We start from the raw sequence: 25,092 nt of genomic DNA on the forward strand, positions 1-25,092 counted from the left end.
GTTTACGCGCCTTTCGAGGCGCTAAACTGGTGCCTCGTATGGTAGAGCCGCAGTTCGCTCTACCTCATTCCAATCGCTACTGTTATATCAGGATGCGCCATGCTCTCAAATAGCCCCGAAACTTTGCTGAAATTCCCTGACGGCTTCCCTACTGCCGGGGGCGCTGCCCGCTCGGAACTTATTACTGAGCGGGTGGCGGCCATGAGGGCTTATGGTCGGGGTATTCAACAGGTCGATGTCAGTGACGCATCACTGAGCGTAGAGCAGGCGTTCCGTTGTGACGGACTTCTACCGATTGTCACTGATTACCTGACTCATGTTTTGAGCCCGGCCATGGAGTGGCGGTTTAAGTCAGGTCGCGAAGAAAAGCTGGTCCAGCAATATCTCAGCTCGATGACCTCGGATCAGCCTTGGACCTTGAGCGATTTGGCCGAATCAGTCCGCGATCAGGTAAACCGGCCTGCCCTCTATAATAAGAAGGACCCCAGAGCATTGATGGATGCACACACTTGCGTCCGCACTGACTCCGGTATTCCTCTCTCCGTTACCTGGCTCATGCTGGACATGGCGATTGAGGATATTCACCAAATGAGTCAGGAATTCCAAATTCGGCTTTCAGGCGAATCCGCTCCTGATACGCTCGATCTGACCCCAACGATTGAAATGCTCACCAATCTCGAAGTGTCGCCGCGAGCCCTGTTGCCTGAAAAGGTACGAGAGCGCGCGAAGCTCTTGAATACACCGGAGTCTGAGAAAGCCGGTCCGGAACCGTCCCAGGAGTAACTATGTATCAAATCAATCAACGCCGAGAAGATACGAAGTCGCCGGCGCCGAAGGCCGAACCCTCCAGTGGCGGTGGTCAGGCAAGCAACCTTTTCGCCCAAGCACGGCAAACCGTCGAAAACCACAAAGAGCTGCACGGGACGGCCGGCGCAACACTCAACGCCCAGAAAATTATGGGCAGCTCTCTTGAACCGGTATTGGCTTTTCATTCACTTGAACGCCAAAAAGAGGAAGAGCCAGTTAGCGATGCCGCTTTCCTTGGCCGGATAGAGGAGAGGCAGCGCGACTTTCTCACCTTTGTCGGTGAACAAGCGAAATCACTTCGTGACCGGCTCGCGAACACCGTCGCTGAGATTGACGAACCGTGGGTCAAGGCCCGTTTGACCAGCACAGTCGCAGATTACGTCGGACAGTATTACCGATACGTTGGTCCAGAAGTCTTCACGATGGATCTCGCAGAGCAGTTATCCAATGCTCATGAGATTGAGGGGATTTGGACTCAAACGTCTTTGAACAGGGACCACAACGAACATCGTTCACCTGAAGCGGTTAAAGCTGAACACCTGCTTAATGCAATGAGTCCCGTAATTGCTGCATACCAGCGTTTCGACTACTTCCAACCGGACCGTAACGAGACCATTCAGCGGCTGGCCGATCTCATAGCCAGTACGGTGGACGAAACCCTCGGCCAGCATCCAGCGGTCGATGATATGTCTGAAAGGGATCAGCAGGCGTTGCGCGGAAACCTTCTGTATCGCGCAGGCCGGACACTGCAAGAATGCTGGGTCAGCCAGGTTAGGGAAACTCTCGACACAATCCGTGAAATGCCTACTGATGAACGCCGTGACGTTATGGCGCAGGGGTACCCCTTGAACAATGTCGAGGCTCATTTTCTTTCCCACTTCCAGATGATTCAGCAAACCACCTTGATTGCCCTGACGCAGCACAGTGGGATCGATATGGATGAGTCTGCCGTCATGGATAGTGAACCGTCTATGAATATGTGATGGATTCATAACCTATCGGTGCACCGCCATTTAGAGCGGCCACGGCTCGATACAATGGAGAAAATTGTTCATTCGAGCCGTGGCCATGGATTTACCCCCACCTCCAGTTATTCCCTCGGATACACCGCCAGCCATTATCAAGCAAATGGAGCAACCCAGCCCGGTTACCCAAGATTGCGTAGACAGGGTTTCGGCGTATTACCAGGTTCACCCGCTTGTGCTGTCTCTGGTTGCCCAGGTTGAGGGCGGGTCAACGGGAACTGTTGCGCAAAACTCGAATGCAACGAGTGACCTTGGCGTTATGCAGATCAACTCGATACATCTGCAGGAACTAAAAAAGAACGGGATTACCCGGGCGATGGTCGAAAACAACGGTTGCCTCAACCTGAGTGTTGCCGCCTGGTATTTGCGGGAAGTCACTGCCGGCATTCAAGTGAATTCGGCTGAAGACTGGTTCCGGGCCATTGCTCGCTATCACAGCAAAACAGAGCAATACAACAAGGTCTACGCCAATAAGCTCATGGAGCGCTACAAAGCAATGATTGAGGCTTACAACTATGGCAGCTAACCAAAGTGCTAACGGTCAAAATACCGGTCTTGAAGACTTTATTGCACCATTCATTTTTCTTGGCACCATCATTTTGCTGCTGTGGGCTATTTGGAATTTTCAGCAAACGGTCGTAATCCGAGCTCTGTTCATCACGGTCGGCTTTCTGAGCAAAGCGATACAGTACATCAGCTTTATGTACCCCGACCATATAGCCGGCAATCTTTCAAACTGGTCAACGACGTTGCTCTCAGCTGACCCTAGCCAATATGGAGCCGATGCAGCCATTGTTATGGCTGACACCATTTTTCAGACCGTTTCTTTTTTCCTGCTTCCTTGGGTCGTTATTCGCATTTGGGGGCTCAACAAGCCTCGGCGAATTCGGAAATACGTTCGCCGATTCGATCTTCACAAGCTTGCACAAGCCAACGCTGGCTTTAACCCCAGCATCAACGTTGTCATGCAGGAAGACTTGCTTAACACGCCCATTCACAAGGGGCCATGGGCGGTCAACCGTTCGCCTATTGATTATGCGCTGATGAACGGCTTGGTTCAGGTCAGCTCAACAAAAAACATCGGTGACAAGATCAGTGAAATCTTGGGCGCTCCTAAAAGCGAAAATGCACGCCTTAAAACCATCAAAGGATGGAGCGAGAGGAAAATGAGCTGGTCGGCGAAAGAGCGCCGTCGAGCAATGCCCTCCCCTTGGCAATGCCAGCTCAATAAACCGAAAACCGATGCCCTTCTCACAGTGCAACTTGGGGGGCTTTGGAAAGGGTTTGAATCACTTGACCGGTTTGAAAAGTGCGTAGCAGCCATTCTGGTGACCTGTATCGCGAGCTCGCCCAACGCCGCACGAAAGCTGGCACTCCAAATGGGTAATAGCTGGAAACGGCTTGACCGGAAGAAACGGCAGCGCCCAACACTCGATGATACTGGGGTGGATAAAGCTCTCAAGAAATACGGGGTTCACCCAAAGGTTAAACGCGTTCTGGGATACCACTCATTCAAAAACACCGTATTTGTGGGCTTGCTTAACGAAGCCGGTAATAAAGGGGTGTTCACCACCAATGAATTTCTGTGGCTCAAGCCGGTCAATCGAACGCTTTTCTTCGCCCTGAATCAGTTTGGTGGCGACCGCCCATTTGCTGAAGCGGCCGGTGTCTGGTCCCACTACCAGGAAGAAGTCAAAGCCGGTCACGGCATCAAAATCCCCTGCGTAGAAAGCGGAACAGATGGTATCGAGGAATCTCTTTACGACGAAGAGTGGATCGTGGGTGAAAGCGGTGAACTCAAAAGTGAATACGAAGAGCGGCTTTCGATAGAAGACGCCAAACGTGTTCAGGAAAAAAGCTCTTAACCCGGACAATCTCATCAAAAAGGCAGCGAAATGAAGTATCAGTATTTCATCGAGACAGTGACCGATAAAAGCCGTGGTGAGTATGACCTTTTCATTATGGTGCCCGTGCTTCGTGCTTCATCAAATCGATTGAGTGCATGGTCCTCATTCCTCGGCGCCAACAACCTTCACGCCTATTTGAGCATCCCTATGGACGATACTCAGATTCGGTTTCAGATCCTGATTAAAAGGTTGAACGGGAAGAAATATCCGGTTCTTCGGCTCCACTGTTCACGGTATGGGGTCTTTACGGTTCCCTTTGAACCCAACAAAGCCGGGCTGGCCCACCTTCACGAGACCTACAAAGGAATCAGAGCACTTTTTGTGAACAGCAAGAAGATCAGCACTGGCCAAGCTCCCAAGACCGCTCCTGAGAGAAAGAGAGCGGAGGTGTCCACGTCCGGTTCGCGTCAGTCCCAGATTCCGATATCCCAGGGGCAGAATATCGCTCAGGCGAAACCCACGAAGGCTGAGGTCATTCCTCTGCAACGAGCAGCACGTTCGCGTGGTGATGAAACTGTCGGTGCTCGCTTGCGTCGCTCCGTCATGCTGGGATGTGTTATCGGTACCGGGGTTATCGCAACACTCCATATCAGCGGTGTCGCTGCTTCCGAGCACAGTTCAACCAAATCTGCCCTAGAGTCAGGCGGGGACCAGCCAGAGATCGCGCATGTTTCTAAAACACTCAGCGAGCTTCCGCTGCCGGTTCTGAAACGCCCGAATCAAGCAAAGCAGTCACCGCCATGCACAGTGGCCAGCGCTAATGCGTCCAGCTTGAATGCCTTGAATCAGTCCTTGGTTGGCAGTCGAAATGAAGATTCTGATTCGAGCGATGAGGCCGCTGCACTATGAGTAAACCGCAAATGCGGGGTTTGACCCGGGATCAGGAAGTTGACGCCAAACGGCTTCGACGGGAATTTCGAACGGTATCAGAAATCGTCGGTGACACGCTGGCAGAAGCGCCGACGACTATTCAGATTGCCTGCACCATTCTTATTCCGATCTTTTTCTATTCCCCCACACTCTTTGCGCTGTTTGTCGGACCGCTGATTGTGTGGTTAACCAGCCATCCGCTAAACAAAAATCGCACGCTGCCTCTGGTGTTGCCAGCAGAAGCGAATATGCGGGATCCACACGATCCGAAGCCGGGTCGTATTATGGATTCTAAGGCTCGCGGCCGGATCTTTCTGGGGAACACCCGTTTTACTCGCCGAGCTCACGAGCTTTGGTTGGCATTCGTTCACGCTCTGCAGCACTCACTGGTGATAGGTTCAACCGGGGCCGGTAAGACTGAGACTTTGGTCTCTATGGCGGCTAACTACATCGCGGCCGGCTCTGGGACCATGTACTCGGATGCTAAGGCCGTATCCAAACTGGCCTGGCAGATATACACCCTTGCTCGGTTCTTTGGTCGTGAAGACGATTTTCGGGTCCTGAACTACATCAAGGGGAACACTTCTGAAAAGCCTGACCCGGCCGAGCGACAAGCAAATACCGTTAACTTGTTCGCCTATGGCTCAGCGCAGTCGAACACTCAAATCATTGTCTCCATCATGCCTCCAAGCGGCGGGGAAAATAAGGTATTCGGTGAACGAGCGATCGGCCTAATTCACGCGATCATGCCAGCTCTCGTCGACCTGCGGGACAGAGCAGGCTTTTTGATTACACCTAATGTGATTCGAAAAAGCCTGGAAATGGAAGAGGTGGAAAAGCTCAAGCGCCATCCCCGTATTACAAGGAAATCGCGCGAGTCACTGAGGTCCTTCCTTGCGTCATTGCCTGGATACAAAGAGGATCCGGGTATTGATCCGCGAACAAAGCAAAAGAAATCCCAGCCCGAGGAAGTTGGAAAGCAATTTGGCTTTGCTCAACAGTATTTTACTCGTGCCTTGGCTTCTCTGTCCGACACCTACGACAACATCTACATGGTGGGCCATGGCGAGATCAATTTCCTCGATATGGTCTACCGACGCCGTATCGGTGTGGTCATGATACCGGCGCTTGAGAATGCGCCAGAGGAGTTGAAGAACCTTTCCAAGATCGTGCTTGCTGCTCAAAAGAATGCGGTCTCGACAGGTTTGCCGCCAAATATAGAGGGGCGTAAAGAAGAAATCCTGGACAACCTGCCAACGAATGCTCCTTCCCCATATTGCATCATAAACGACGAGTTCGCTTTTATGATGGTTCCGGGTTACGGGACCCTTATGGCTCAGGCCAGGGGGCTTTCCTGCGCCTTCATCATAGCCGGCCAGGATTACGCGGGGATGCGTCGCGAAGACGAAGCGGAAGCCGAGCAGATTGCCGAGAACACAAAGATCAAGATCATCATGGCTTCCGAAGGGCTTGGCGCCACTGCCGACCTGGTGAAACAGGTTGCCGGAGAAGGCATTGCGATGACGACACAAGGCTTCTCGCGTGAAGGCGGCGCTATGAGCAACACCTACGCAGATAGCCAAAGCGCAAGCTTTGAACGCCAATCACGTGTCGACACCATGGATACCCGGGCCCAGATCGAGGGTGAAGGCATCCTGATGTGGCGCGACAAAATCGTACCTTTCAATTCGTTCTTTCATGGCCTTGATGAAGAAAAAGGCATCATCAAGGAATTTCGGGTTAACCGTCTTGTGAGTGTCAACCCACCTACTCGTGGCTACGGCTACGATCGATTGCACAATGAGAGCAAAGAACAGAGCGCTTTACGGCAAGCCGTAAAGCGAGGAACCAACATTACCAGCAATGACATCGCTCTTGGTGACGATCTTGGTTTCCTCCACGATGCTTTGAATCGCAGGCGCGATGCCCTCGCTAACGGGGAATCCCAAAAAAGCGCTGACGGCACGTTCTACGGTTCCATCGTGGCTTCGCTGGACAGCTATCTGGTCCAGAGTGAAACGACCTCATCAACGCAGGCAGAGCCCACCCAGAACCCTGAACCAGAACATGATGGTGAGGTTCACGATGCATCATCGACAATGGCCACATCTGCACGTGATCGCTCAGCGCCCCCTGCAAAACGCCCGACTCGCCCGGCTCCGAGTATCGAACCGGAAATAGAGTCATCCCATTCGGCATCGATTGCTGACCTCGAGGGTGAATCAGCACCTGATGATTGGGAAGACGAACTGCCCGAGCCAGCGCCTCCCAGCACCAATACTCAGGCAGCTGTCGAAACAAGAAGTAAAGTTGCCGAAAAGTCAGCAGCAGAACTTCCGAAGTCACTTGAAAACAGCAGCGCCAATCGCGTTCTCACTCATGCCCCATGGGTTGTGGATCCGTCATTGATTGACGATGTTGCCGGCCGGTCGCTGCGTGATAGCGAGAAGGAACTGAGCACCAACGCTGCAAACGCTGTTGCCCGCATCGAGGCGGCGGCCGGTACCGAGGAAGATCAGTCTCATGCAACTGGCATTACCACGGCAAACGCGGTTGCTCGCAATGTGAACTACCCCTCGAACAGCCGGGCTCGTATGCCAGAGCTGACAGATGAAAATGAACGCAAGGCTGTTGTCGATCGAACCGCCCAGATATTTCAGAACTGGATGAATGCGGCTGACAGCGAAAGTGACGATGAATCGCCCCGCTGGTAGGAACATTGGAAAATCTGGACAACAACACCTGATGCCGTGTCGTCACACAGCACAGGGTTATAGCATAGACAACACTATGCTGAATTACGCTCGAAATTGAGGCCTCAAAGATGAGTGACCAGATCAAAGCCCAGGTCCGCGCCGTGATTGATGCTCTGCCTCAGCGAGCAGTCATACCTGACCACGTTGCCGATCGTTGGATAGACGGTATCGCCGCCCTGGACCCTTCTCGTGCGGTCTGGCACGCAGAGCGTCTGCGAGGCTTTGGTGGATCAGAGGTGGGTGAGCTTCTACGCTACCACCTCGGGATGGAGCCCAAGTTTTCTTCTCCCAGCGACATTGTTGCTGAAAAGCTCCTTCTGAAGCTTCCTGATCAGGACAACCCTCATATTCGTCGGGGACGCGTATTCGAATCGCTGGCGCAGTACGTTTATGAAAAGCTGACAGGTCGCAGGTCTGTAAAAGATCGAATGCCGTATTCGTCCGTATTCAATGCCCCCCACCGAGAGGCATCTTTTGCTGTAGGAAATCCGGATGACATCAACGAGTCGCCGGCCGGGGTGATAATCCCAGATTTCAAGATCCGATCATCTTTGGATTGGTCAGAAGACCTTGAACTGAACTACGTGGCACAACTTCACTGGTACGGTTCGATCTACATGAGCAATGCCGCTCAGTTCGCCGCTCCTGAGAAAATCGCCCATTACTGCCTCGCTGAACTGGATGTACCCAATGCCATGCTCGATGGGCTGAACTGGAAGCTGAATAAGCAAAATCTATCAGAAGCTGATCAGAAGAGCCTGATTGAAAGAATGGGGGACCAGATTGCCGAGACAAATTTCCGCGGTTTCGGAATGCGCGTTACGGCTTTTGACCATGACCCTCAGCTGGCGGCCGACCTCATGGCGATCGCCGGCAAGCTCTGGAACGACCATGTACTGACCGGTAACCCATTCTATGAACCGGTCAATCTGAAGACTGCGCCCCCTGAAACATTGGATCACGCGCGTCGACTTACTGAGCAATTATCGGATGCCAGGTTGGCCGAGAAAGCCGCGGGGGAAGAATCCAGTCGCCTCCTGAAAGAGTTGAGGGAAATTGGTAAAGAATACGACCTCTCCGGGATGCCACCTCTCGACACTGAGTGTCATGCGCCAATGAGCGTAACTCAAAATCGCTCCATAGATCTTCAAAGTGCCGCCCGTTACCTGATCGCGCAGGACGGTATCGACCCCAATGCTCTCGTAGACAAAGAGAAGAAGACCCTTAATGCGGACAGAGCGCTTCAGCTGCTCAATGAGAACGGTATAGATCCATCCCCTGCATACGACTTTCCTTTTGACCGAAACGCTGTGAAAGGTCACCTCAAGCTGTCAGAGAGCGCAAGTGCAGACCAGTTTGAGTCCCCCGGTTTTTCTGTTCGGTTGAGCACCAAGAAGGATGAAAAAGCCATTGTCGAAAGGCAGAAAGATGCGATGAGCCATTATTTGAAGAAATTTTCCGGACTGGACGAAGAACTTGAGGAAGAGCCGGAACACTCACTCAGCCTTGGCTAAACAAATCTGATCAAATTATAACCACCCATAAAAAAGCAAATAAACCAGTGGCATAAACCTTCTTTCCACAAAAAAGAGCACAAAAACTGTGGATAACCAGAACCAGAGGAAGATACCAAAATGGAAGCCACCAAGACCCAGGTCAGCCTATATGACGCGGTGGAGCGCTATCACGCTTGCCGTCTGAAATTGAAGTCTCTCGGAACAGAATTGGAAAGCATGGAAACGGCTCGCTTGCCGGGGATAGAGGATCTGCTGCAGCAGTTTCAGATACTTCGTATATCGCTGAGCGAAGCCAGTCGCAAATTCGATGTTGATCCGGACAACGAGCAAACCCAAAAACACTTGAAATCGAAAGATCTGAAGATCATTCGAAATCTTGAAATTCTCATCGAACAGTTCGCCGGCATCCTGGTTGATGCCAAAGAAGAACTTGCCGCATAGCTACTGAGCCAAAGGATATCGATATGACTGATAAAACATCTTGGCGTGACAGACTCAAGGATCTGGGTAAGAAAACAGCTCAGTTCTGGGTTGAGGACGGCCAATACATTGCCTCGGCTCCGAATCGTTCCCGGGAAGTAAGCGCCAATATTGCGGCCACAATGACAATGGTTTCGCTGGGCGTGGCCACAGCATACGCACATAGCAAGGCTGGCGAACACTTTCAGTGGAAAGAGACCGTCGACAATGCCCTGTTAGTCGCAGAAGCAGTCGGCGTCTACGGCGTCGGTGCACTGGTCGGCACACGTCTTTCAAAGGTGAAGGAAGAGGCGTTTGGTGCTTCACCAGTAACACGCTCACCTTCGATCGCGGATGAGGGCAGGCTGAAGGAAAAAGTGGGAGAGCTGTTCAAAGCGATGGAGTCGGACCCAACGGCTAGAGCTGAGGTGATCAATATCCTTCAGACAGAAAGTGGACGGGAAATGTTCCTGAATGCTGTCGAGACCGAGCCTGCGGAGAAGGCCGCAGCCCGGCTTGTGTCCGCGGCCCGCTCCCACGACATGGACTTTGATGATCCCGAGCCCGAAACAGGCCCTTCCCTCTCCTAAAGCGTTTCGGCCCTTTAAGCCTGGTGCTTGGCGCCAGGCTTAAATCATTCCCATCTCTTTGCTGATTTCCTTCAAGTTGCGTTGAGTCTGTAGTGCAGATTTGGATGCATCGATCGGACTGGAGGCTTGCGCTTGCAGCAAATCAAGCTTGTGCGATTGTTGTGACCCAAGAAGTGTCTGTGCTATCTCATCGACTGACCCGCTCATATCCGCGGGGTCGTGCAACGCCCTTGCTACCCTTTGGACATTAGTCGTGAGCGATCCGTTGTCCTGAACTCGACCCGCCAGTTCAGCAGTGTGCATCCCGGCCAAATCTTCAAGCGGGTGGTCGACAGCTGCCCCAGTGTTTGCTTCCATTTCCGATCGCTCTTTCATACTGAGCTGACTTTTGTCAGCACCCTGACGGCAAAGCTCAAAAGCACAGTTCCACTCTTTGGTTTTTACAGCCTGCTTTAGCTGATTGTTAAGCTGTACCGTAGATGGCGCTACGGTCGAGTTATTGTTCAAAACCCTCAATCCTATGGCATCGCCTCGACCAATCAGCTGGTTCGCCGTCTCATGAGCATTGAAACGAGAATCACGTTGAACCAGTGTCTTAAATCGATCGTCACGGAGCAGGTCCTGGCGATAGGCTGGACTACTGGGGATTTCCCCTTTCATCACCGATGAGAAGTGTTCTTTGAAGTGTTCGTCAGACACATCAACAGTTGGTCCAATCCGATTTCGGATAAGTCGGTATGCTTTGCGGACTTGTTCAGGTGTCAGGGCCATGATTGCTGCCTCCCTTACCGGTTCACGTTGCCAGGTTCTTCCGTTTGGAGCTGCTTACCAAGCAGCATGGCCAGCATCATGTTGATCTCGCGCTTAGCCTTGAGGCGCTGATATTTCACATAGAGCCTTTCAGCCGCAATCATAGTTGCCTCCCGAGCTGCGTAATCTCCATCAGCGGCAACCTTGGCCATCCAGGATGGGGACCTTGACCGATATGCGCTGGTCAGTGCCATAAATGCTTCGTCACTCATTAAGTCGGCTTTCTTCTCATCGCCGTTGACGTCAAAGCGATCTGTGTTGCCCATAACCACTGCTGCGTTTGGCATGGATTTGCGCATATAGGCGCCTAAGCCGTACCCCTTCGGATGTAACCGTCGCATTTGAGCGTAGTGATCCATTACCTGCATCAGAGTCAGCTTACCCATGTCATTGATATTCTGATTTACAGCGGATCGAAGGCCGGCGAGTGACTTGAGATTATCCCCGTTCAGCGTCGCTCGAGCGGATGAGGTCTCTTTTCCTGCCAAGAGCTGTAGATACAAATCAGCCTTTTGCTGCTGGGAATATTCATCGTCACCGACAGCTTTATCCCCGAGGATGCGATTTCGATCTTCAACCAGGAGCCCTGCATTCAACTCCGCAAAGGTCGACCCATCATTTTCACGCAAGGCTTCTGTAAGTGAATGGATCTGTGCGGTCCTCGCAGCGTCTGGGTTGCCAAGATTCTTAATATTGCCTCTCTCGTCAGATTTATCGTCCTCTGAAGCTGAGTCGTCATCATTTAACGGAGCAAGCGCCCTATCACCCCGAAGTAAACTTTCGATGGCACTCATAGCAGAAGGTAGATCCGGATCCCGGCCGACGCTTCTCTTCACTTCCTGCTCCGTTGTCGGGTCATAATTTGGAGCTGCCGCACCGTTCAACTGTTCTGAGTCGATTTTTGCCTTTGTGAAAGGTACTTGTCGTAATTCCTGACTGATGCGCTGGCCAGCCGTATCGAAAGCGTCGCGTAGATTGGCTGTCTGCTTCTCGGATGCCTGTTTAATCGTGCGCTCGAGCATCGGGAATCCGACCTGGCCACCGGGTGTGTTTTCTCCTGTAGCACTGTAGAGGGTTTTCTGTGACGCTTGAATTGATTGTCTGATGATATTTTGTGCCTGGATGCCGATTTGCAGGCAAGCGAGGCATCCGGCCTGAAATCCGGCCGCAAACTCTCCACCCATAGCGTAGGCAGGACTTGTGCCAGACAGGGATATCCCGATCACCATTGCTCCGCCAGCTACCCATGAGCGCACAGTTGTCATTCTTCCTTCTCCTTCCGCAGCTTGCTCGCGAGAAGTTGGGACATCAGCATGGCAGTGGACTTCTCTTGTTTCCAAAGCTCGTAATCCATAAATGCTGAATCCGCTTGAACCATGGCCATGTCCTTGAGAGCACCGGATTTCGATTTGGCCGACAAGTTGGTGATCCATTCGATGCTGTTAACCCGATGTGTGGCCATCACTTTGAGCAGATCGTCATAGCTCAGTGGGTTTTCGTTGGCATTCGGGCTGATTCCGGCCATTTTTAGCTGTCGCGCAACCCAAGAATCGTCAGCCACTTCAAGTGCCGGGGCCTTGTATGAATAAAGCTGGTTCATTACGGCTTGAGGTAACGACATACGCAGGTTGTAGAGATCGGCATCAACGTTCGAATTGATGTCGGAAATCGTTTTCGGTTCGGCAATTCGCGCCGGCGGATCCGGATTGATCGTCATGTTGGTGAATAGCGAAGCATTCTCGATATCTTTCTGAGAAAAGCTGCCGAGCCCGTTTTGGTCTGAAAGCAGTTTCGCCCCAACAGTATCAATACCCTCGCGCTCTTTTAGGGCTTTGGCTGCTCGCGCGTAGAACCGGGAGCTGCTTGATTGAACGGCGGGATCGTTGTTGACTGACGGCAGCTCGTTGTAATCGGCGCTGGCTTTATCGAGGCTTGCCAACTGTGCGGCCGCGAGCTTTTCCGTCCCGCCAAGATCGGCAGATCGATCGGAGTATCGACACGGCGCTGTCGCCTGCTCGGCTGGATCTGCAAGGGCCTTACGGCGCTCAATTTCTTCTTCAGTGACCGGTACTTGCCGAATTTCATTGACCAGCGTTGTTGTCATAGCCTCCAGTCCGTCCACAAGACTCTTCGTCTGTTTAGCCGTACTGTCAGCAGTTGCACCCGCTGTGTCATTAAACCCGTTGTACATGGCCATGCTCACTTGTTCTGTTCCAGCCATGACCAAACCCGCCATGGACGTTGCCTGGGGAATCAGACTCAAACACGCGCAGGCGTTTGCTGCGGTCGGCGCCATTGCTATCGGCAGTGCAAGTGATGCGCTAAAAACAAACTGGGATAGTGGTTTTCTAATCGACATTGAAATAAACCCTACTCAAAGCCTTCAATTACAGTGCCATCGAGGTCGTCACTGGGGTTGTTGAAGTAGTCACCGGAACCGGAGGCATCAGAAAAGCCGTTTTGAACGGTGTCCATCATTGGTTCCGAAGGGGAAAACTGAAGAGACGGCGAGAACCCAATCTCTGGCAAGAACTTCTCACAGCTAAGATCCGGCAGATCGAACCCCAAATTGCCACTCAGCGAAAAATCCATCCCACAAACGCCCTGCAAAGGGTTGTTATCTTTGGCTGTTTGAAGTGCGTCATTAAGGGACTCATTCAGATCTTCGTTAATGCCATCCGACTTCTCATTGAACCGGTCGGAAGTGGATTTAACAGGATCCCACTCATCGGCCACCGCATTACTTCCCAGGGCAACCATAAGAATCAACAAGAGCGCGCGTTTCATCGGCTTTCCTCAGACGGCATTTCAGGTGTGTAGCTCGTTCCACCCTTGCGATCTTTGGTTATATTGTCAGCGGACTCCTGGAGCTTATTTCGATAGGCATCGAGCTTTTGCAAGTATTTATTATTGAACTCACTTTCATCGTCACCCTTTTCATTGCTGACACTCATATCAAGACCAGCATCCATTCCCGGGGGCATTTCATACGAGTTAACTACGTCGTTCAGCGCTCCTAGCTGGCCATTCACATAGTCTTTTGCTGCCTCACAAATCTCGTCTGATAGATCGATATCTGGCAATGAATATCCAGCTGAAATCCCGAACGAATCAATGCAGCCCATCTCGGTGAAATCCTGATCGTCCGAAGGGCTTTTCTCTTCGATATCGTCGCGGACAGATTTCGTAATTCCGTTCTGGGCTTCCGCATATGCCTCCTTCACATCGGACACCAAGCAAGTTACATCGTCACTTGCACTGGCAGCCGTCGAGAAAGTCGAGGCAAACACAATGATCAGCGGCACCAAGTGGTCCCGGGGCAATCGATTAACCATTCTCCCTCCCCGCATACGATTCTGTGTCCACAATTCGCACGGCATCGGCAACCGCCTTTTCGATCACTTGTGCCCTCTCTGGAGAAAAGAGACGGCCTAGCAGAGCGATTCGTTCAAACGCCAAGAAGCGCTCAATGGCTACCGAAGCTGCCCGCTGTGTGTTTTCGTCGTCCGGTCGAGTTTTCAAGATTTCGGTGCAAGCGTTGACGAACAAATCCAACACTTCTCGACGATCGTCGGTTGAGTAGTGCAGAAGCATCAAAGCTGAGCTGGTTCGCATCCACCCCAACAGTTCCACCACCTGTTCCGGATTGTCGATACTGAATCTCGCTACCACCGGTGATTCCTGAAGCTTCTCAATCAAGCGATCAAGGGCTTCCCGAATCCGAAGGTCGCCTTCCAAGTGCCAGGTATCCGCTTCGTCCATAGCCTTGACGACATCCGCAACCACAGGGTCAACAGCTGACCAATACTGGTGGGCTCCTTTATCCCCTTTTGACGGGGGCGCTTTATGTTCGGTGTTGAATACAGGGTACATAGGGCCTGGGCTTTTAAATGGTTGGAGAAATTGGACGACCTGACACCGCACGTCAGAGGGCTCAAATTATAGGTTAGACTAACACAAGCTAAATAGGAGAAAGACAAGGTGCACAGGCTGAGCCCATGACTGAACCCAGAAAAACCCCGGATGATAGCGCCACGCAAGAAGGCCAACCGAATAGCCAGGCTGATTCCAGCGCCTCCCCGAACAGGGAGGATCAGCAGCCTCGAAAACGATCGTTGGCGGGAAGGTTCTTGAAAGGGACCATCAAGGTCATTTCAGTTGCCAGTGCCTTCGACGTTATCAAAAAAGACAGCAAAAGAATTAGGGTGCGTCACCCCAAGGTGTGGCGTCAGCTCTTTAGTGCCGAAGGTGGCCGGCGTCTAAAACAGGCTTTATTTTCCGAAAAGTCGGTGCGTGCTCGAGGATTTCCATGGGATGCAGTGTGGAGTTTCATCGTTAGCGTCGCTTTGCTGGCCGGCGTAGCCACTCTTATCTCAAGCAATCCTTTTCCGGCCGACATGAGTCCAGTTAATCACATTGGCCTGGCATTCACATTTGGCCTGCTGGTTATCTGTTCTGTCATCTACACCGCCATAGCCTTTATTCAAATCAAGCGGTACCTGAACCGGCGCCGAAAAGGGAGTGGTTCAGTATGAAGTCGAATCAATACCTCCGTTTTCTAGCAGTCCCACTGTTGCTCGCATTCTCTGGGTCGGCCTTCTCTGCAACTCAGGATCCCACCCAAGGCTTTGGAGCTTGGTTGATCGCGGCTCTATTTGAATCTGGCTCCATCGGAGCTCCGCCGAGCCAACCAGGTCTTATAGGCACAGTGAGCGAGCCAATTGGCATGATGTCGATGCTCATTGCCGCCATACTCATCATCACCAAATCAACGCAGCACCTTCTCGTGGTCGCGCAGGCCAAAGATGTTGATGAATCGCCTGTTTCGATGACATGGGCGCCTATTCACATTGCTCTCGCTGTGTTTCTGATAATGCCCACACCTTCCGGTTATAGCGCTGGGCAACATGCAGCAATATGGGTTGCGGAGCAATCCAACACGCTTGGGAACATCGTTGCTCAGAGGCTCACCAACTTCTTCAAAACGAATGGTTCCATCACGCCGGTTACTAATCCGAGCATGAAGCCAGCTGTAAACGCTCTGATCAGCTCTGCCCTGTGTCGGGAGACTATTGAGCAACTGGGCGAGCCCGTAGCAGCAGAGGGCGGCACCCCGTTAACCGTTACCACAAAATCCCTTGGCAGTTCCGCCGACAACCCCTACGCCGTATTCCCCTTGGATGAATTTGATACTCAGACTGTCCTGAATTATGTCCGTGACCCTGGTGACAACTACAGTTTGCCTGGCGGGGAAAACAAGCCCTTTTGCGGGGGGCTTTCCGTGTCATACAGAACGGCCTTTGGAGCGAGCGACAGAGGTGACACAGAGCAAAGCGATCAAACCGTCGACAGTTTGTTCCAAGGGAACGATGCCGAAATGCCTGAATGGTCGCTCGACTCTCTGAATGACTTTAATAACAGCGGGACCAACAATCAGATCCTTGACATCGCAAGCAGCGCCAACGCCCAGCTGAGTCGATACGCGCAGCGAATGGCCACCAATCACAATGGCCCAACAGCGATCGCTCAAAACTTGTTGTTTGATTTACGCCAGCATATCGAAGCAACGCGATCGGCAGACCCCGAAAAAATCAAAGCATTGTCCGAGCTGCTCAAAAAACAGGAAGACAACTACATCAACAAAGCAGCGAAGATGACCGTACAGCTCTACAAAGACTCCGCACGCCAGGTGTATTCCTATTACGCAAGTGCCCGGAACAATCAGAGGGACGAAGATGGCGAGAATTGGGCGGACGCTTTAGACAAGGTGGGCTGGCCCGGTGTTGGGCTATACTGGATGCAATTCAGCTACACCTCCAATCGTGTCAATGAGGCTGTCGACGTCCAAATGACGCCAGTCCTTGCGCAAGGCCGACCCAGCTCGATCAGCAACATGATGATGGACGACCCCTCCTTGCGGTATCGGTTGGCCAACCGTATGGCCAGATACCACGAGGCTGTTGCTCGCGAAATTGCCAAAGATCCTCTTGTACCCAATTCCGGTGCCGATGATCTTGAGCAGAAGAAACTTGCCTTTGACCAGGCTACGAACGATTTTCAAGACGACCTAATCACTACATTGCGCAATGCTGGTACGGAAGAGTCGTCGGACGGCAACGTAGTCACAAATTTTTTCATTAACTTTTTCCGGGACAAGGTTTTTCCGTTTATTGTTGGCTCTCTCAAAACCAGCGATAACGCCTTGATCGGCCTAATCAACCTCGGTCATTTCATTACCGATGTGGGTGAGGTCGGTTATATGGCCGACAAAGCGTTTGAAGGTTTGATGGGGGCTGCGAAATACAATCAGAACGCCGGCGTAATGGACACAATCGAGTCCGGTGTAATTAATGCGGGGATGCTCGCAGTGTCGGGCGGAAGCTGGGCTGGGAAAATGGCCTCAGATACTGCACTGGGCGGTATCATGCATACTGTTATGGGCAGCTACATGCTGCATCCACTGTTGTTAGTCGCCAAAGACCTTATCAGCTACATGGCATTGCTGATCATTCCAGGGCTATTCCTCGCGTTCTATTTGCCAGGAATCATCATGATTCAATGGCTGACACAACTTGTCTCCTGGCTGATCTACACAGTCGAGTCGGTCATCGTTGTACCCGTTTGGGGCGTGTTGTTCGTTGGTGATATGGGACAGAAGGCCATTGCCCCTCAGACCGCACGACAAGGTTTTGTGCATTTCCTAAGCATCCTTCTTTACCCAGCGCTCATGGTGATTGGGTTCGTCATAGGACTGAAGGTCACAGACATTACCTCAACGTTCATGATCGACTTCCTGATGATCGGGTTTATTAATGCGACAGACGGATACGCTTTTGGAATCGTGTCATCCGTAGCTGGGCTCGTGCTTGTCGCATTCGCGACTTATCAAATCCTGATGAGAATTTTCAGCCTCATGATGGAGTTGAATGATCGCGCCATTTCCTGGATTGGCCAGCGCCAGAGCTACCAAGAGGGCATGACGGAGAACGCAACTCGTTCGGGTATTGTCGGCGTGCTCAACAAGGGTGAAGGCAAGACAAAGGAGAATAAACAGGAGCGGAAGGATAGCGATAGGAGGAAGAACAAGGACGATAACTCCTACCAATGATACTCTACTGAAACCCAAAGCCGCCCTACCCGGGCGGTTTTTTTTGGTCTGCACAAACTTGTTTGCGCCATAATGCGAGTGATTTCTTACCACCATCTCTTGCAGATTGTCAGAAAATGTGAATCGGTATTGACGTTCGCCGCATGGTCGTCCATACTATAAAAAAAGATGGAGGTAATTATGGCATTCGCAAAATCAGTCCAGGGCATGGCCCAGTACACTTCAAACGGCGACGTTACAGCCTTTGAGTCTCACAAAGCAGTTCTCGTCTGGATCGCGGTACCGGTGGCTCTTGCCCTGGCTACACAATTCATTTCTAAATTGATTGCGATTTTTCTGGTCATCCTGATGGTCCCCTACGCACTTTTTATGCCTGTGACGGTAGGGTTCTGGTCCATCAACCAGATCATGGTGATCGCAACCACTCCGGGGTCTCAGATGTGGGGTAAACTCCACCCCAACCTGCACAATGGCTACGCGCATTCTGTACTGGGGTTCTTTCTGCTGCCAATTTTACTGCTGGTGATCTATCCCATTTACTTGATCCGGAGCATCGTTCATGTGATCAAGGTTCTGGCTCTGCGCGCCAAGGGAGACAAACGAGGCAAGTATTTCGAGTTCGGACGCCGCCGTTACTGGTTCCGCCAGCTGCGCGAAGCCAAGCGCCGCAACCTGCAAGGGGATGAGCTCAAAAAATTCATTCTGGGCTCTAGCCTGGGCGTCTCAATTCGGAAGGAAGATTTGAACAACCACTATTACAACAGCAACAACGGAACGTTCAACGATCGGAAGTACCAAGACTACTACTGGGAAATGGTCAGCAAATACGGGACTCCCAAGCTCTGATTGACCATAACCCTCTATCTTTAAGGCACCTCAAGGGGTGCCTTTTTTCGTTGCACAGATCAGTGTCACGGAGCGAGCCCCGCCCCGTGACACTCTATGCCATCATGCCGCGTAATTTGGCTCCCAGGGCCGTGTTCTTTACGGCGCTCTCTTGCTCATCGGCGCTAGAAGAAGATTCTTTCTGTTCTGTATCAGCGCGGGCTGGGCGCTGATCATTCCCTTCCGATTCCTCAGTAGGGTGAGGCCCTTCAGAGCGGCGCGCATCGGAATTGTTATTATCAGATGACTCCCCAGCTTTATTCTCTCGAACATGCCGAACAGGCTCGGAACGTGGAGCGGGGCTAGACTCAATCGCCGGTACTTCTTGAGCGTTAGCCGAGAGCGATATTCCCAGATCCTTTGCCAGAAGCCTGGCAAAGTGATGGGCTGACTGAAGAGATGGGGACATTCCTTTGGGATCATCTTCAAGGAAGCGAGCCAATTGGTTCGTCACCGCCTCGCAAAGCCACTCGTTCTTCTGGCGGGCCGGCAACGCCTTCAAATGCTCCAGCACCATACAGGTGTAGTGCTGAGTGGGGTCCGAATGATCCCAATACAATTGAAGGCGATTACGAGTCGTTTCTGATTTCGCCATGACTGTATTATCCGTCAACTGAATCCAGATAAGTTGCGTGCTTCAACATTCCGCGCGCATTGGCAAACTCGTCACGGACAATCAGGCCAAACTCTTCGGTCCAATCCTCAAAAAGATCCTGACACAACAAAGCACCACCACCCACCAGAAGGACAAACTGATAGCTACCCAGATCGCCGAGCTTCGCACGCACAAAGCGTTTGATTTCACCAACAACCGGTTCTGCAGCTGCACGGCGAATCTCCCGAACATTGAAGACCTTTTTCTCGCCGCGGACAAACGTCTTCACCTGATCCGTTGCCATCGCCTGGTCGATCATCCAGTGGGGCGGTTTTTCAATGGGTACACCCTCGCTCTTAAAATACTCGCCCAACTTGTTCGCCAAGGATTCTCGCATATCCAGCGTTCCACGCTCGAGAGTGCCGGAACTATCTTGGAGGATGTTGAATGTCTGCGAAATTCCCACCACGTCGAATGTACTGCCACCGAAATCCAGCACAGCCATCGGCGCCATGATCTCGTCTTCCTCGTAAACAGGAGTACCGTCATCGCCAATGATGAAGTCCATCATCGCGCAGACTCCCTCACAAAAAACACGAGAGCTATGAACTTCTGCAATGGGTTTCTCGTCTCGGCCTTTGCTGTGGGCCCGATACACCGAATGCTTCATATTCTCAGCCTGAGCTTCGATGAGCGCATGATTTCGCGTTCCGTCAGACAGAAAATAATCGCGAAATGGCAAAGAAGTTGAGAGCCGCACTTTAGTACCGTCACAACCAGCTTTGGCAAGTCCGTGGTTCACCAGGACCCGATTTTCAACACTTTTGGCATAGTCCGCCGAACGGATATCGATCGGCCGTTGAACCGCCTCATCGCAGACGAACCGGGCGCCATCCTCGACCTCATACATATTGGCCAATTCGCCATCCATGCTGGTCTGCGCTTCCTGTGAGGTGCCGATCTGAGTGCGATACTTCAGGCACTGGATGTTGTTGTTGCGATCAAAGAACGCAATCTTGTGATTGTAGAAACCATTGTCATCGACGTAGTTAAAGATTTTCTGATTGCTCATGATTACTCCTTACAAAATTGGATCACCAGGGAACGTGGCGACACTGCGCCGTGCCTGGCGAAGACGGTTTCGAGACGTGATCTTCCAATAACCCGCGTTAACAAAGAATCGGATGCGACGGAGCAAGTCAGTCCACCGAACCACCCTCATCCGAATCTTGATAACGTCCAGAATCAGGTTTGCCATGAGAATGAAAAAGACGCTGCCATAGGGGAACATGAGCCAGAATAGGAATGGAGCAACACCAAAAACTGATAACACGCCCAACACCGTCGCCGGCTGTGAACGATGAGCCCAAACAATCGGCTCACCCTGAGAGCCAGTCACGAGAGAAAGATGCATCAGGCAGCCTCCCCTTGCTCACCAAATTCTGCCTCGTACTGATCAAGGAGACGCTTTGGCAGCAAGCCCTGCTCATAATAGGATCTAATATCGTCGATGATGGGCTGCCCGTACTTCCGCACCATGTCTTTCAATACTGGCGTTATCTGGTCCTCTGGAGTTGCGTAGAGTTTTGTCCGCATCTTGTCGTTAAGGACAAGAAATTCACGGGCTGCCACCCGTCCGCCGTCGAGCGTTGAAAGCAGCTCCTGGTAAACCAACACTCGCGTAGACCCGATCAATCCGGAAAGAGCCCGCATCCTTTCATCAGCGGGAAAAACGTTGATCATTCGGGTGAATGTTTCTGCCACGGAACCGACGTGAACTGTGGTGTATACCGAATGCCCTGTTTCGGCATTGTTAACAGCACCTTGGATTGTCTCGTAATCCCGAGCCTCACCGAGCAAAATCACGTCCGGGTTTCTCCGAAGCGCATTCGCACCGGCACGTGGGTAACCTTTAATGTGCTGGTGCGGATCCGATTGGCCAATACGCCCAGTTCGATTGGGTATGGCACGAAAATCAAACTCGATGGGACTCTCGTATGAGACGATTCGCTTCCCCTCGTCCTGGGTAAGCAGTTCTCGAATTATTGCGCCCAGCTTGGTGGTTTTACCCGATCCGGTCTCACCAGCAATAATCACAATCCCGCTATTCGGATACAGGTTGTCTGCAAGAGCTGCTGGAACATTGAGAGCATCCAGGGTCGGCGGAACCTGAGCTATTCTTCGCATGGTGATATCCAGGCCAATTGGATTCCCATACATCCCGAGCGCCCCGGTAGCATTCACCCGAAAGCGATAGGCCGTTACTCGATCCTTTTGCACCGAATACGTGAAATCGAAATCGGTGCCTTCCTGGATCGTTGCTGATGACGTTGGACGGTGCATGGTGTCCAGAACTTGCTGAACCGTTTCCAATTCGAGCGGGCGTGATCCCACCGTGATTAGCCGGTTCTTTCGCTTCACTGCAAGAAACTCGTCGTCCTGAATCAAGACGTCATCGATCCCCCACTCATAGAGAGCGATCAAAATATTGGTGAGCTTCGGCTTTGTGAGCGGATGTGAATCATCGATATGCGGAACGTCTTCTTCGCTCATGCATTATTCCTTCTTGAAAACTGGCTCGCCAGCAACAGGGCTTTGATTGTCAGGATCTTCAAATTGCGGCTGAGCTGAGGCTGGCGGCAGCCAAAGCGCGCCCCACTGGGATTGATCATTGAAGCTCATCGGCACGGTAATGGAGTGGATTACCTCGCCGGCATTCAGAATCTTCCCACCGTCCGCGGTTGTCATTTGAGGGATGCCAGCGACCATTTGCGGAGGACGCACGACATTGCGGCTCTCAAGGATTCGGTAGGTGATACGCCCCCTGATATCGCGGACCAACTTATTCAGGTTGTTTTCCCAGGAGTTCTCAGCCTGGCGCAACCCGGCTTTCCATCCGGCCGCGATCGCGCTTTCCCAAATTTTGATCTCAGAGGCCGTTTCCGGCATCAAAGCCGGGTGCGGCTTATCTGGATAGGGGAAGTCCCGCCATAGATAGTCTCGCCATGTTGGAGGCTGCGTGATCGCCCTTGGTTCTTCAGCTACCTGATACTGCACATCAACTGACCTCAATTGATCCTTATCACTGGAAAGGTCGAATCGATTCTTCACACGTGTGATCGAAGGCAAAAGCATGTGATCGTCAACGACAAATGGTGCAAATGAAGCGATCACATCAATCGTCCCCTCCTGACTTTGTGTCAGCTTGCGAAGCTGCTCATACCGCCAGGCCAGTGCTGTTTGGGCCGCATAGGAAAATGCCGCTTCCCGAATGGCATCGAATCGAATATGGCCACCGGTCAGATTTGCCGATCCGGAGGCTTCGCCATCATTTTGGGGCGCATCTGATGATCCCTGCTTTTCAGGAGGCCTTGGAATAAAGTCATCACCAGCTCTCAATGCTTCCATCTGCTGAAGCACGGGAGGCTGTTGTGCCTCTATCCATACGTCCAAATTAGGGGCATCCATTGAAACGCTCTCCTTTTTAGTAGGCGATCCGGAGACGGTTGTTGCCTTCACTCACCGTAATGTTTGCGCGGTTTCGTGATTGGTAAGAGGCATCGACCAGGAAGTCTGCAAGTGCGCGCCGAGACTTGTTCATCGAAATGATGACCGGGTTGACCGGACGCTTGCCGATAATCTGTGGCTCGTCATATCCCGCCAATCGAGACAGGCCACGTAAAAACGGCTCCAGCTCACCGTAGTAGGGTTCCGACAGAACCCACTCCTTGCGCCATTCAGGCGGGAAATCCTCGGGGTCATAACGTTGTCCAGGGTCAGCTGCACCGTTCTTCGTGTTTCTGGCTGACTCAGCGTAAGAAAGCACTCGATACGACTCGGCAATTTGATCGGCTGCTTCGGAGAGTTTCACGATGCCAGGGTCAACCTTCACCACAGTCTTGGGCTCAGAGGCGCACCCGGTCATCGCTGCTGCACATGCGCCAGCCAGGAATAAACCTGAAAGCCGGCTGGATTTACGATTAGACACTCAACACTCCTTTTTAGGTATGGGATCACATACGCGATTTTATCAATAGATAGAGGCGGTGAACGGCACTGCACAGCTCGCCACAAAGCCAAAGAGCCACTGTGGCAGGCTGGCAACGCTGCCGTCGTGGCTATTTGGCATAACGGCGTGAAGACACTGAGGCGCTATGGCAAGGCATTAATGTTTTGTTGGGAAGCGTTGTTTTCAGGGGCCCGAAGGGCTTTCCGAACGGACCAATTGAGCAAGACTGCTCATCCGGATGGAAGAGGAAACGAGCCGGTGAAACATAAAATAGCTTATTCGGGATAACGATATTTAAACGATAAATTTTGGTGTTAAAGTATCAGTCATTCAGATTTTTTAAAACCTAACGCTCGAAGAGCGTCAATCTATCGCGTTTTTAAATACAACACCCCCTGAGCAACTAGGAGAAAAAAACCTAGTGCTAAAACGGGAAGCATTCGGGAGAAACACCCAAAATGAAAATCCAAATCGAGGCCAACCCAGACGCACAACCTGACGAATACGAGGGGGATACCGTTCGCTGTGGTCAACTATTGAGGTCCTTTGTTGCAGAGACGTATGTTGCGAGTCTTATGCGGGAGCCCGAGGTTCAAAGGTATTTTGCGGGATGGATGGCTCGCCGACAGAGCAACGCCAGCAGAGAGACGCTGCGGAATGAACTGAAGAAGCTCCACAAGATGGCCGGGAGCTACCCGGAGCTGAGCGTCCTCGAAGCAGAACTGGAAAAGCAGATCATCGACACTAGGAATAGGGTCGCCAAGAAGTCTGTGAAGGTTGGGATCAGTAGAATGATTGATGAACGGTTTATATGGCGGATGCAGAGCGTCCTGAATGATCAGCCTTCAGTCACCGAACCAATGAGGAATGGCTTCGTTGTATTTTCGGCCACTCTCATGACGGGGGTTCGCCCCACAGAATGGTGGAAGACCCAGCTATTCGGACCGCGGGAGAACGACCAACTACAATCGGACCACCCTACTCTCAGAGTGCAAACCGGCAAGGTGAAGGCCGGCGAAACACCGCGCGTGAGGAACCTAATATTGGAAGACTTCGAGCAGGCCCAGCTTGGAATGATTGAGATGGCCATTGAGACGGTACGGCCCATGTCAGCTGTTCAGTTGGGTTATCTGTCGAATGGTCTTCGGCGAGTCGCAGCTTATGCAGTTGAGGGGCCGGAAGAGGAAAGCCTGTTAGAAGAACTTGAGCTGGCCTCAGCACGAAAGTTGTTTGCCGTAGAAGCTCTGCGGGACAACCGAAGCAAGAAGCAGGTCGCCGGCGCCCTGGGGCATACATCCGATGGCAACCTTCGTCATTACTCTGAAGGCGATATTTATTGCGAACGCAAGATGCGCTATCCCCTAGCCCGGATTAGCAAGGACGACGAGGGCAAGGTCAAAGAGCACCTGAAGGAGTTTCTTGCAAGCCGCCAGCAGGAACAGGAAGCCATTCTGAATCAGACGGATCCAACTCCAAAATCGGGCTAACCATCAAAACGGCTGGCTGCTGAATAAAGGCGGATGCAGAGTCATCATTCAAAGACAAAAGGCTGCCAATATCATGCTCCTGGTATCAAATAGAGATTTCGTAGTTTCCAGGATGATCGATAATCGATTGCCCACAACAGGCGGATGCAGCGGTATCCAGAACGTTGAAGGCTGTCCTTTAAGGCAACGTGGCCACTCATAGATCTGATTGACGGCAGGATCGAGATAGCGCGCCCCCAAGGGGCAAAGGTTGCCATTGATGAGCCG

At 52.0% G+C, this 25,092-nt stretch carries 24 protein-coding genes; 13 read left to right on the forward strand and 11 right to left on the reverse strand.

The window, feature by feature from the left end:
• Positions 1 to 99: 99 nt before the first annotated feature.
• The 9 genes from EZI54_RS07190 to EZI54_RS07230 all read left to right on the forward strand — a co-directional run bounded on the left by EZI54_RS07190 (position 100) and on the right by EZI54_RS07230 (position 9,931).
• The gene (locus EZI54_RS07190) at positions 100 to 783 is read left to right on the forward strand and encodes a hypothetical protein (RefSeq protein ID WP_131480492.1); all 684 of its coding nucleotides are present in this window, start codon (positions 100 to 102) and stop codon (positions 781 to 783) included.
• Between the two features lie 2 nt (positions 784 to 785).
• Positions 786 to 1,790 carry a hypothetical protein gene (locus tag EZI54_RS07195; protein ID WP_131480494.1) on the forward strand — a complete coding sequence of 335 codons (1,005 nt, stop codon included), beginning with the start codon at positions 786 to 788 and terminating at the stop codon, positions 1,788 to 1,790.
• Positions 1,791 to 1,875: 85 nt separating this feature from the next.
• A complete protein-coding gene (locus EZI54_RS07200; RefSeq protein ID WP_131480496.1) occupies positions 1,876 to 2,358 on the forward strand; it encodes a lytic transglycosylase domain-containing protein in 483 nt (160 codons plus the stop codon).
• Positions 2,348 to 3,697 carry a secretion/conjugation apparatus DotM-related subunit gene (locus EZI54_RS07205; protein WP_131480498.1) on the forward strand — a complete coding sequence of 450 codons (1,350 nt, stop codon included), beginning with the start codon at positions 2,348 to 2,350 and terminating at the stop codon, positions 3,695 to 3,697. Before EZI54_RS07200 ends, EZI54_RS07205 begins: the two co-directional genes overlap by 11 nt.
• Positions 3,698 to 3,727: 30 nt before the next feature.
• Positions 3,728 to 4,588, forward strand: a complete 861-nt coding sequence (locus EZI54_RS07210; RefSeq protein WP_131480500.1) for a hypothetical protein — start codon at positions 3,728 to 3,730, stop codon at positions 4,586 to 4,588.
• The gene (locus EZI54_RS07215) at positions 4,585 to 7,323 is read left to right on the forward strand and encodes a TraM recognition domain-containing protein (protein WP_131480502.1); all 2,739 of its coding nucleotides are present in this window, start codon (positions 4,585 to 4,587) and stop codon (positions 7,321 to 7,323) included. The genes EZI54_RS07210 and EZI54_RS07215 overlap by 4 nt, the downstream gene beginning before the upstream one ends.
• 110 nt (positions 7,324 to 7,433) lie before the next feature.
• Positions 7,434 to 8,879: a YqaJ viral recombinase family protein gene (locus tag EZI54_RS07220; protein WP_131480504.1), complete on the forward strand. Its 1,446-nt coding sequence runs from the start codon at positions 7,434 to 7,436 to the stop codon at positions 8,877 to 8,879.
• A gap of 120 nt (positions 8,880 to 8,999) precedes the next feature.
• A complete protein-coding gene (locus EZI54_RS07225) occupies positions 9,000 to 9,323 on the forward strand; it encodes a hypothetical protein (RefSeq protein WP_131480506.1) in 324 nt (107 codons plus the stop codon).
• A gap of 23 nt (positions 9,324 to 9,346) precedes the next feature.
• Positions 9,347 to 9,931 carry a hypothetical protein gene (locus EZI54_RS07230; RefSeq protein WP_131480508.1) on the forward strand — a complete coding sequence of 195 codons (585 nt, stop codon included), beginning with the start codon at positions 9,347 to 9,349 and terminating at the stop codon, positions 9,929 to 9,931.
• Between the two features lie 39 nt (positions 9,932 to 9,970).
• Here the strand turns inward: EZI54_RS07230 and EZI54_RS07235 are convergent, their stop codons facing one another.
• Genes EZI54_RS07235 through EZI54_RS07260 form a run of 6 tightly spaced genes read right to left on the reverse strand, consistent with a single transcriptional unit; the run spans position 9,971 to position 14,614 of the window.
• Entirely contained in the window at positions 9,971 to 10,702 is a 732-nt protein-coding gene (locus tag EZI54_RS07235) for a hypothetical protein (protein ID WP_131480510.1), read from the reverse strand.
• A gap of 14 nt (positions 10,703 to 10,716) precedes the next feature.
• Positions 10,717 to 12,006, reverse strand: coding sequence for a hypothetical protein (locus EZI54_RS07240; protein WP_131480512.1), 1,290 nt, complete (start codon positions 12,004 to 12,006; stop codon positions 10,717 to 10,719).
• A complete protein-coding gene (locus tag EZI54_RS07245) occupies positions 12,003 to 13,100 on the reverse strand; it encodes a hypothetical protein (RefSeq protein ID WP_131480514.1) in 1,098 nt (365 codons plus the stop codon). The genes EZI54_RS07240 and EZI54_RS07245 overlap by 4 nt, the downstream gene beginning before the upstream one ends.
• 11 nt (positions 13,101 to 13,111) lie before the next feature.
• Positions 13,112 to 13,528 (reverse strand): hypothetical protein, encoded by a 417-nt coding sequence (locus EZI54_RS07250; protein WP_131480516.1) that lies wholly within the window; start codon positions 13,526 to 13,528, stop codon positions 13,112 to 13,114.
• Positions 13,525 to 14,046: a hypothetical protein gene (locus EZI54_RS07255; protein WP_131480518.1), complete on the reverse strand. Its 522-nt coding sequence runs from the start codon at positions 14,044 to 14,046 to the stop codon at positions 13,525 to 13,527. Before EZI54_RS07255 ends, EZI54_RS07250 begins: the two co-directional genes overlap by 4 nt.
• Before the next feature lie 22 nt (positions 14,047 to 14,068).
• Positions 14,069 to 14,614, reverse strand: coding sequence for a type IVB secretion system protein IcmW (locus EZI54_RS07260; RefSeq protein ID WP_423226991.1), 546 nt, complete (start codon positions 14,612 to 14,614; stop codon positions 14,069 to 14,071).
• 125 nt (positions 14,615 to 14,739) lie between these two features.
• On the opposite strand from EZI54_RS07260, the gene EZI54_RS07265 reads away from it, so the two are divergent.
• The 3 genes from EZI54_RS07265 (at position 14,740) to EZI54_RS07275 (ending at position 18,695) form a co-directional block, all read left to right on the forward strand.
• Complete coding sequence (locus tag EZI54_RS07265; RefSeq protein WP_131480522.1) at positions 14,740 to 15,276, forward strand: hypothetical protein; 537 nt, start codon at positions 14,740 to 14,742, stop codon at positions 15,274 to 15,276.
• On the forward strand, positions 15,273 to 17,849 hold the full coding sequence (locus EZI54_RS07270; protein ID WP_131480524.1) for a DotA/TraY family protein: 2,577 nt from the start codon (positions 15,273 to 15,275) through the stop codon (positions 17,847 to 17,849). The genes EZI54_RS07265 and EZI54_RS07270 overlap by 4 nt, the downstream gene beginning before the upstream one ends.
• Positions 17,850 to 18,029: 180 nt before the next feature.
• The gene (locus EZI54_RS07275) at positions 18,030 to 18,695 is read left to right on the forward strand and encodes a hypothetical protein (RefSeq protein WP_131480526.1); all 666 of its coding nucleotides are present in this window, start codon (positions 18,030 to 18,032) and stop codon (positions 18,693 to 18,695) included.
• Positions 18,696 to 18,789: 94 nt separating this feature from the next.
• Here EZI54_RS07275 and EZI54_RS07280 read toward each other — a convergent pair whose 3' ends face one another.
• The 5 genes from EZI54_RS07280 to EZI54_RS07305 form a co-directional block, all read right to left on the reverse strand.
• Positions 18,790 to 19,329 (reverse strand): hypothetical protein, encoded by a 540-nt coding sequence (locus EZI54_RS07280; RefSeq protein WP_131480527.1) that lies wholly within the window; start codon positions 19,327 to 19,329, stop codon positions 18,790 to 18,792.
• A gap of 7 nt (positions 19,330 to 19,336) precedes the next feature.
• On the reverse strand, positions 19,337 to 20,401 hold the full coding sequence (parM, locus tag EZI54_RS07285; RefSeq protein ID WP_131480529.1) for a ParM/StbA family protein: 1,065 nt from the start codon (positions 20,399 to 20,401) through the stop codon (positions 19,337 to 19,339).
• Between the two features lie 341 nt (positions 20,402 to 20,742).
• Complete coding sequence (locus tag EZI54_RS07295) at positions 20,743 to 21,882, reverse strand: type IV pilus twitching motility protein PilT (protein WP_131480533.1); 1,140 nt, start codon at positions 21,880 to 21,882, stop codon at positions 20,743 to 20,745.
• A 3-nt stretch (positions 21,883 to 21,885) separates the two neighbouring features.
• Positions 21,886 to 22,797 carry a type IV secretory system conjugative DNA transfer family protein gene (locus tag EZI54_RS07300; protein ID WP_131480535.1) on the reverse strand — a complete coding sequence of 304 codons (912 nt, stop codon included), beginning with the start codon at positions 22,795 to 22,797 and terminating at the stop codon, positions 21,886 to 21,888.
• A gap of 16 nt (positions 22,798 to 22,813) precedes the next feature.
• Positions 22,814 to 23,317, reverse strand: a complete 504-nt coding sequence (locus tag EZI54_RS07305; protein WP_242674374.1) for a DotD/TraH family lipoprotein — start codon at positions 23,315 to 23,317, stop codon at positions 22,814 to 22,816.
• 479 nt (positions 23,318 to 23,796) lie between these two features.
• On the opposite strand from EZI54_RS07305, the gene EZI54_RS07310 reads away from it, so the two are divergent.
• A complete protein-coding gene (locus EZI54_RS07310; protein WP_131480537.1) occupies positions 23,797 to 24,825 on the forward strand; it encodes a hypothetical protein in 1,029 nt (342 codons plus the stop codon).
• Positions 24,826 to 25,092: the final 267 nt, after the last annotated feature.

Source organism: Marinobacter halodurans (assembly GCF_004327985.1).
GTDB lineage: Bacteria > Pseudomonadota > Gammaproteobacteria > Pseudomonadales > Oleiphilaceae > Marinobacter_A > Marinobacter_A halodurans.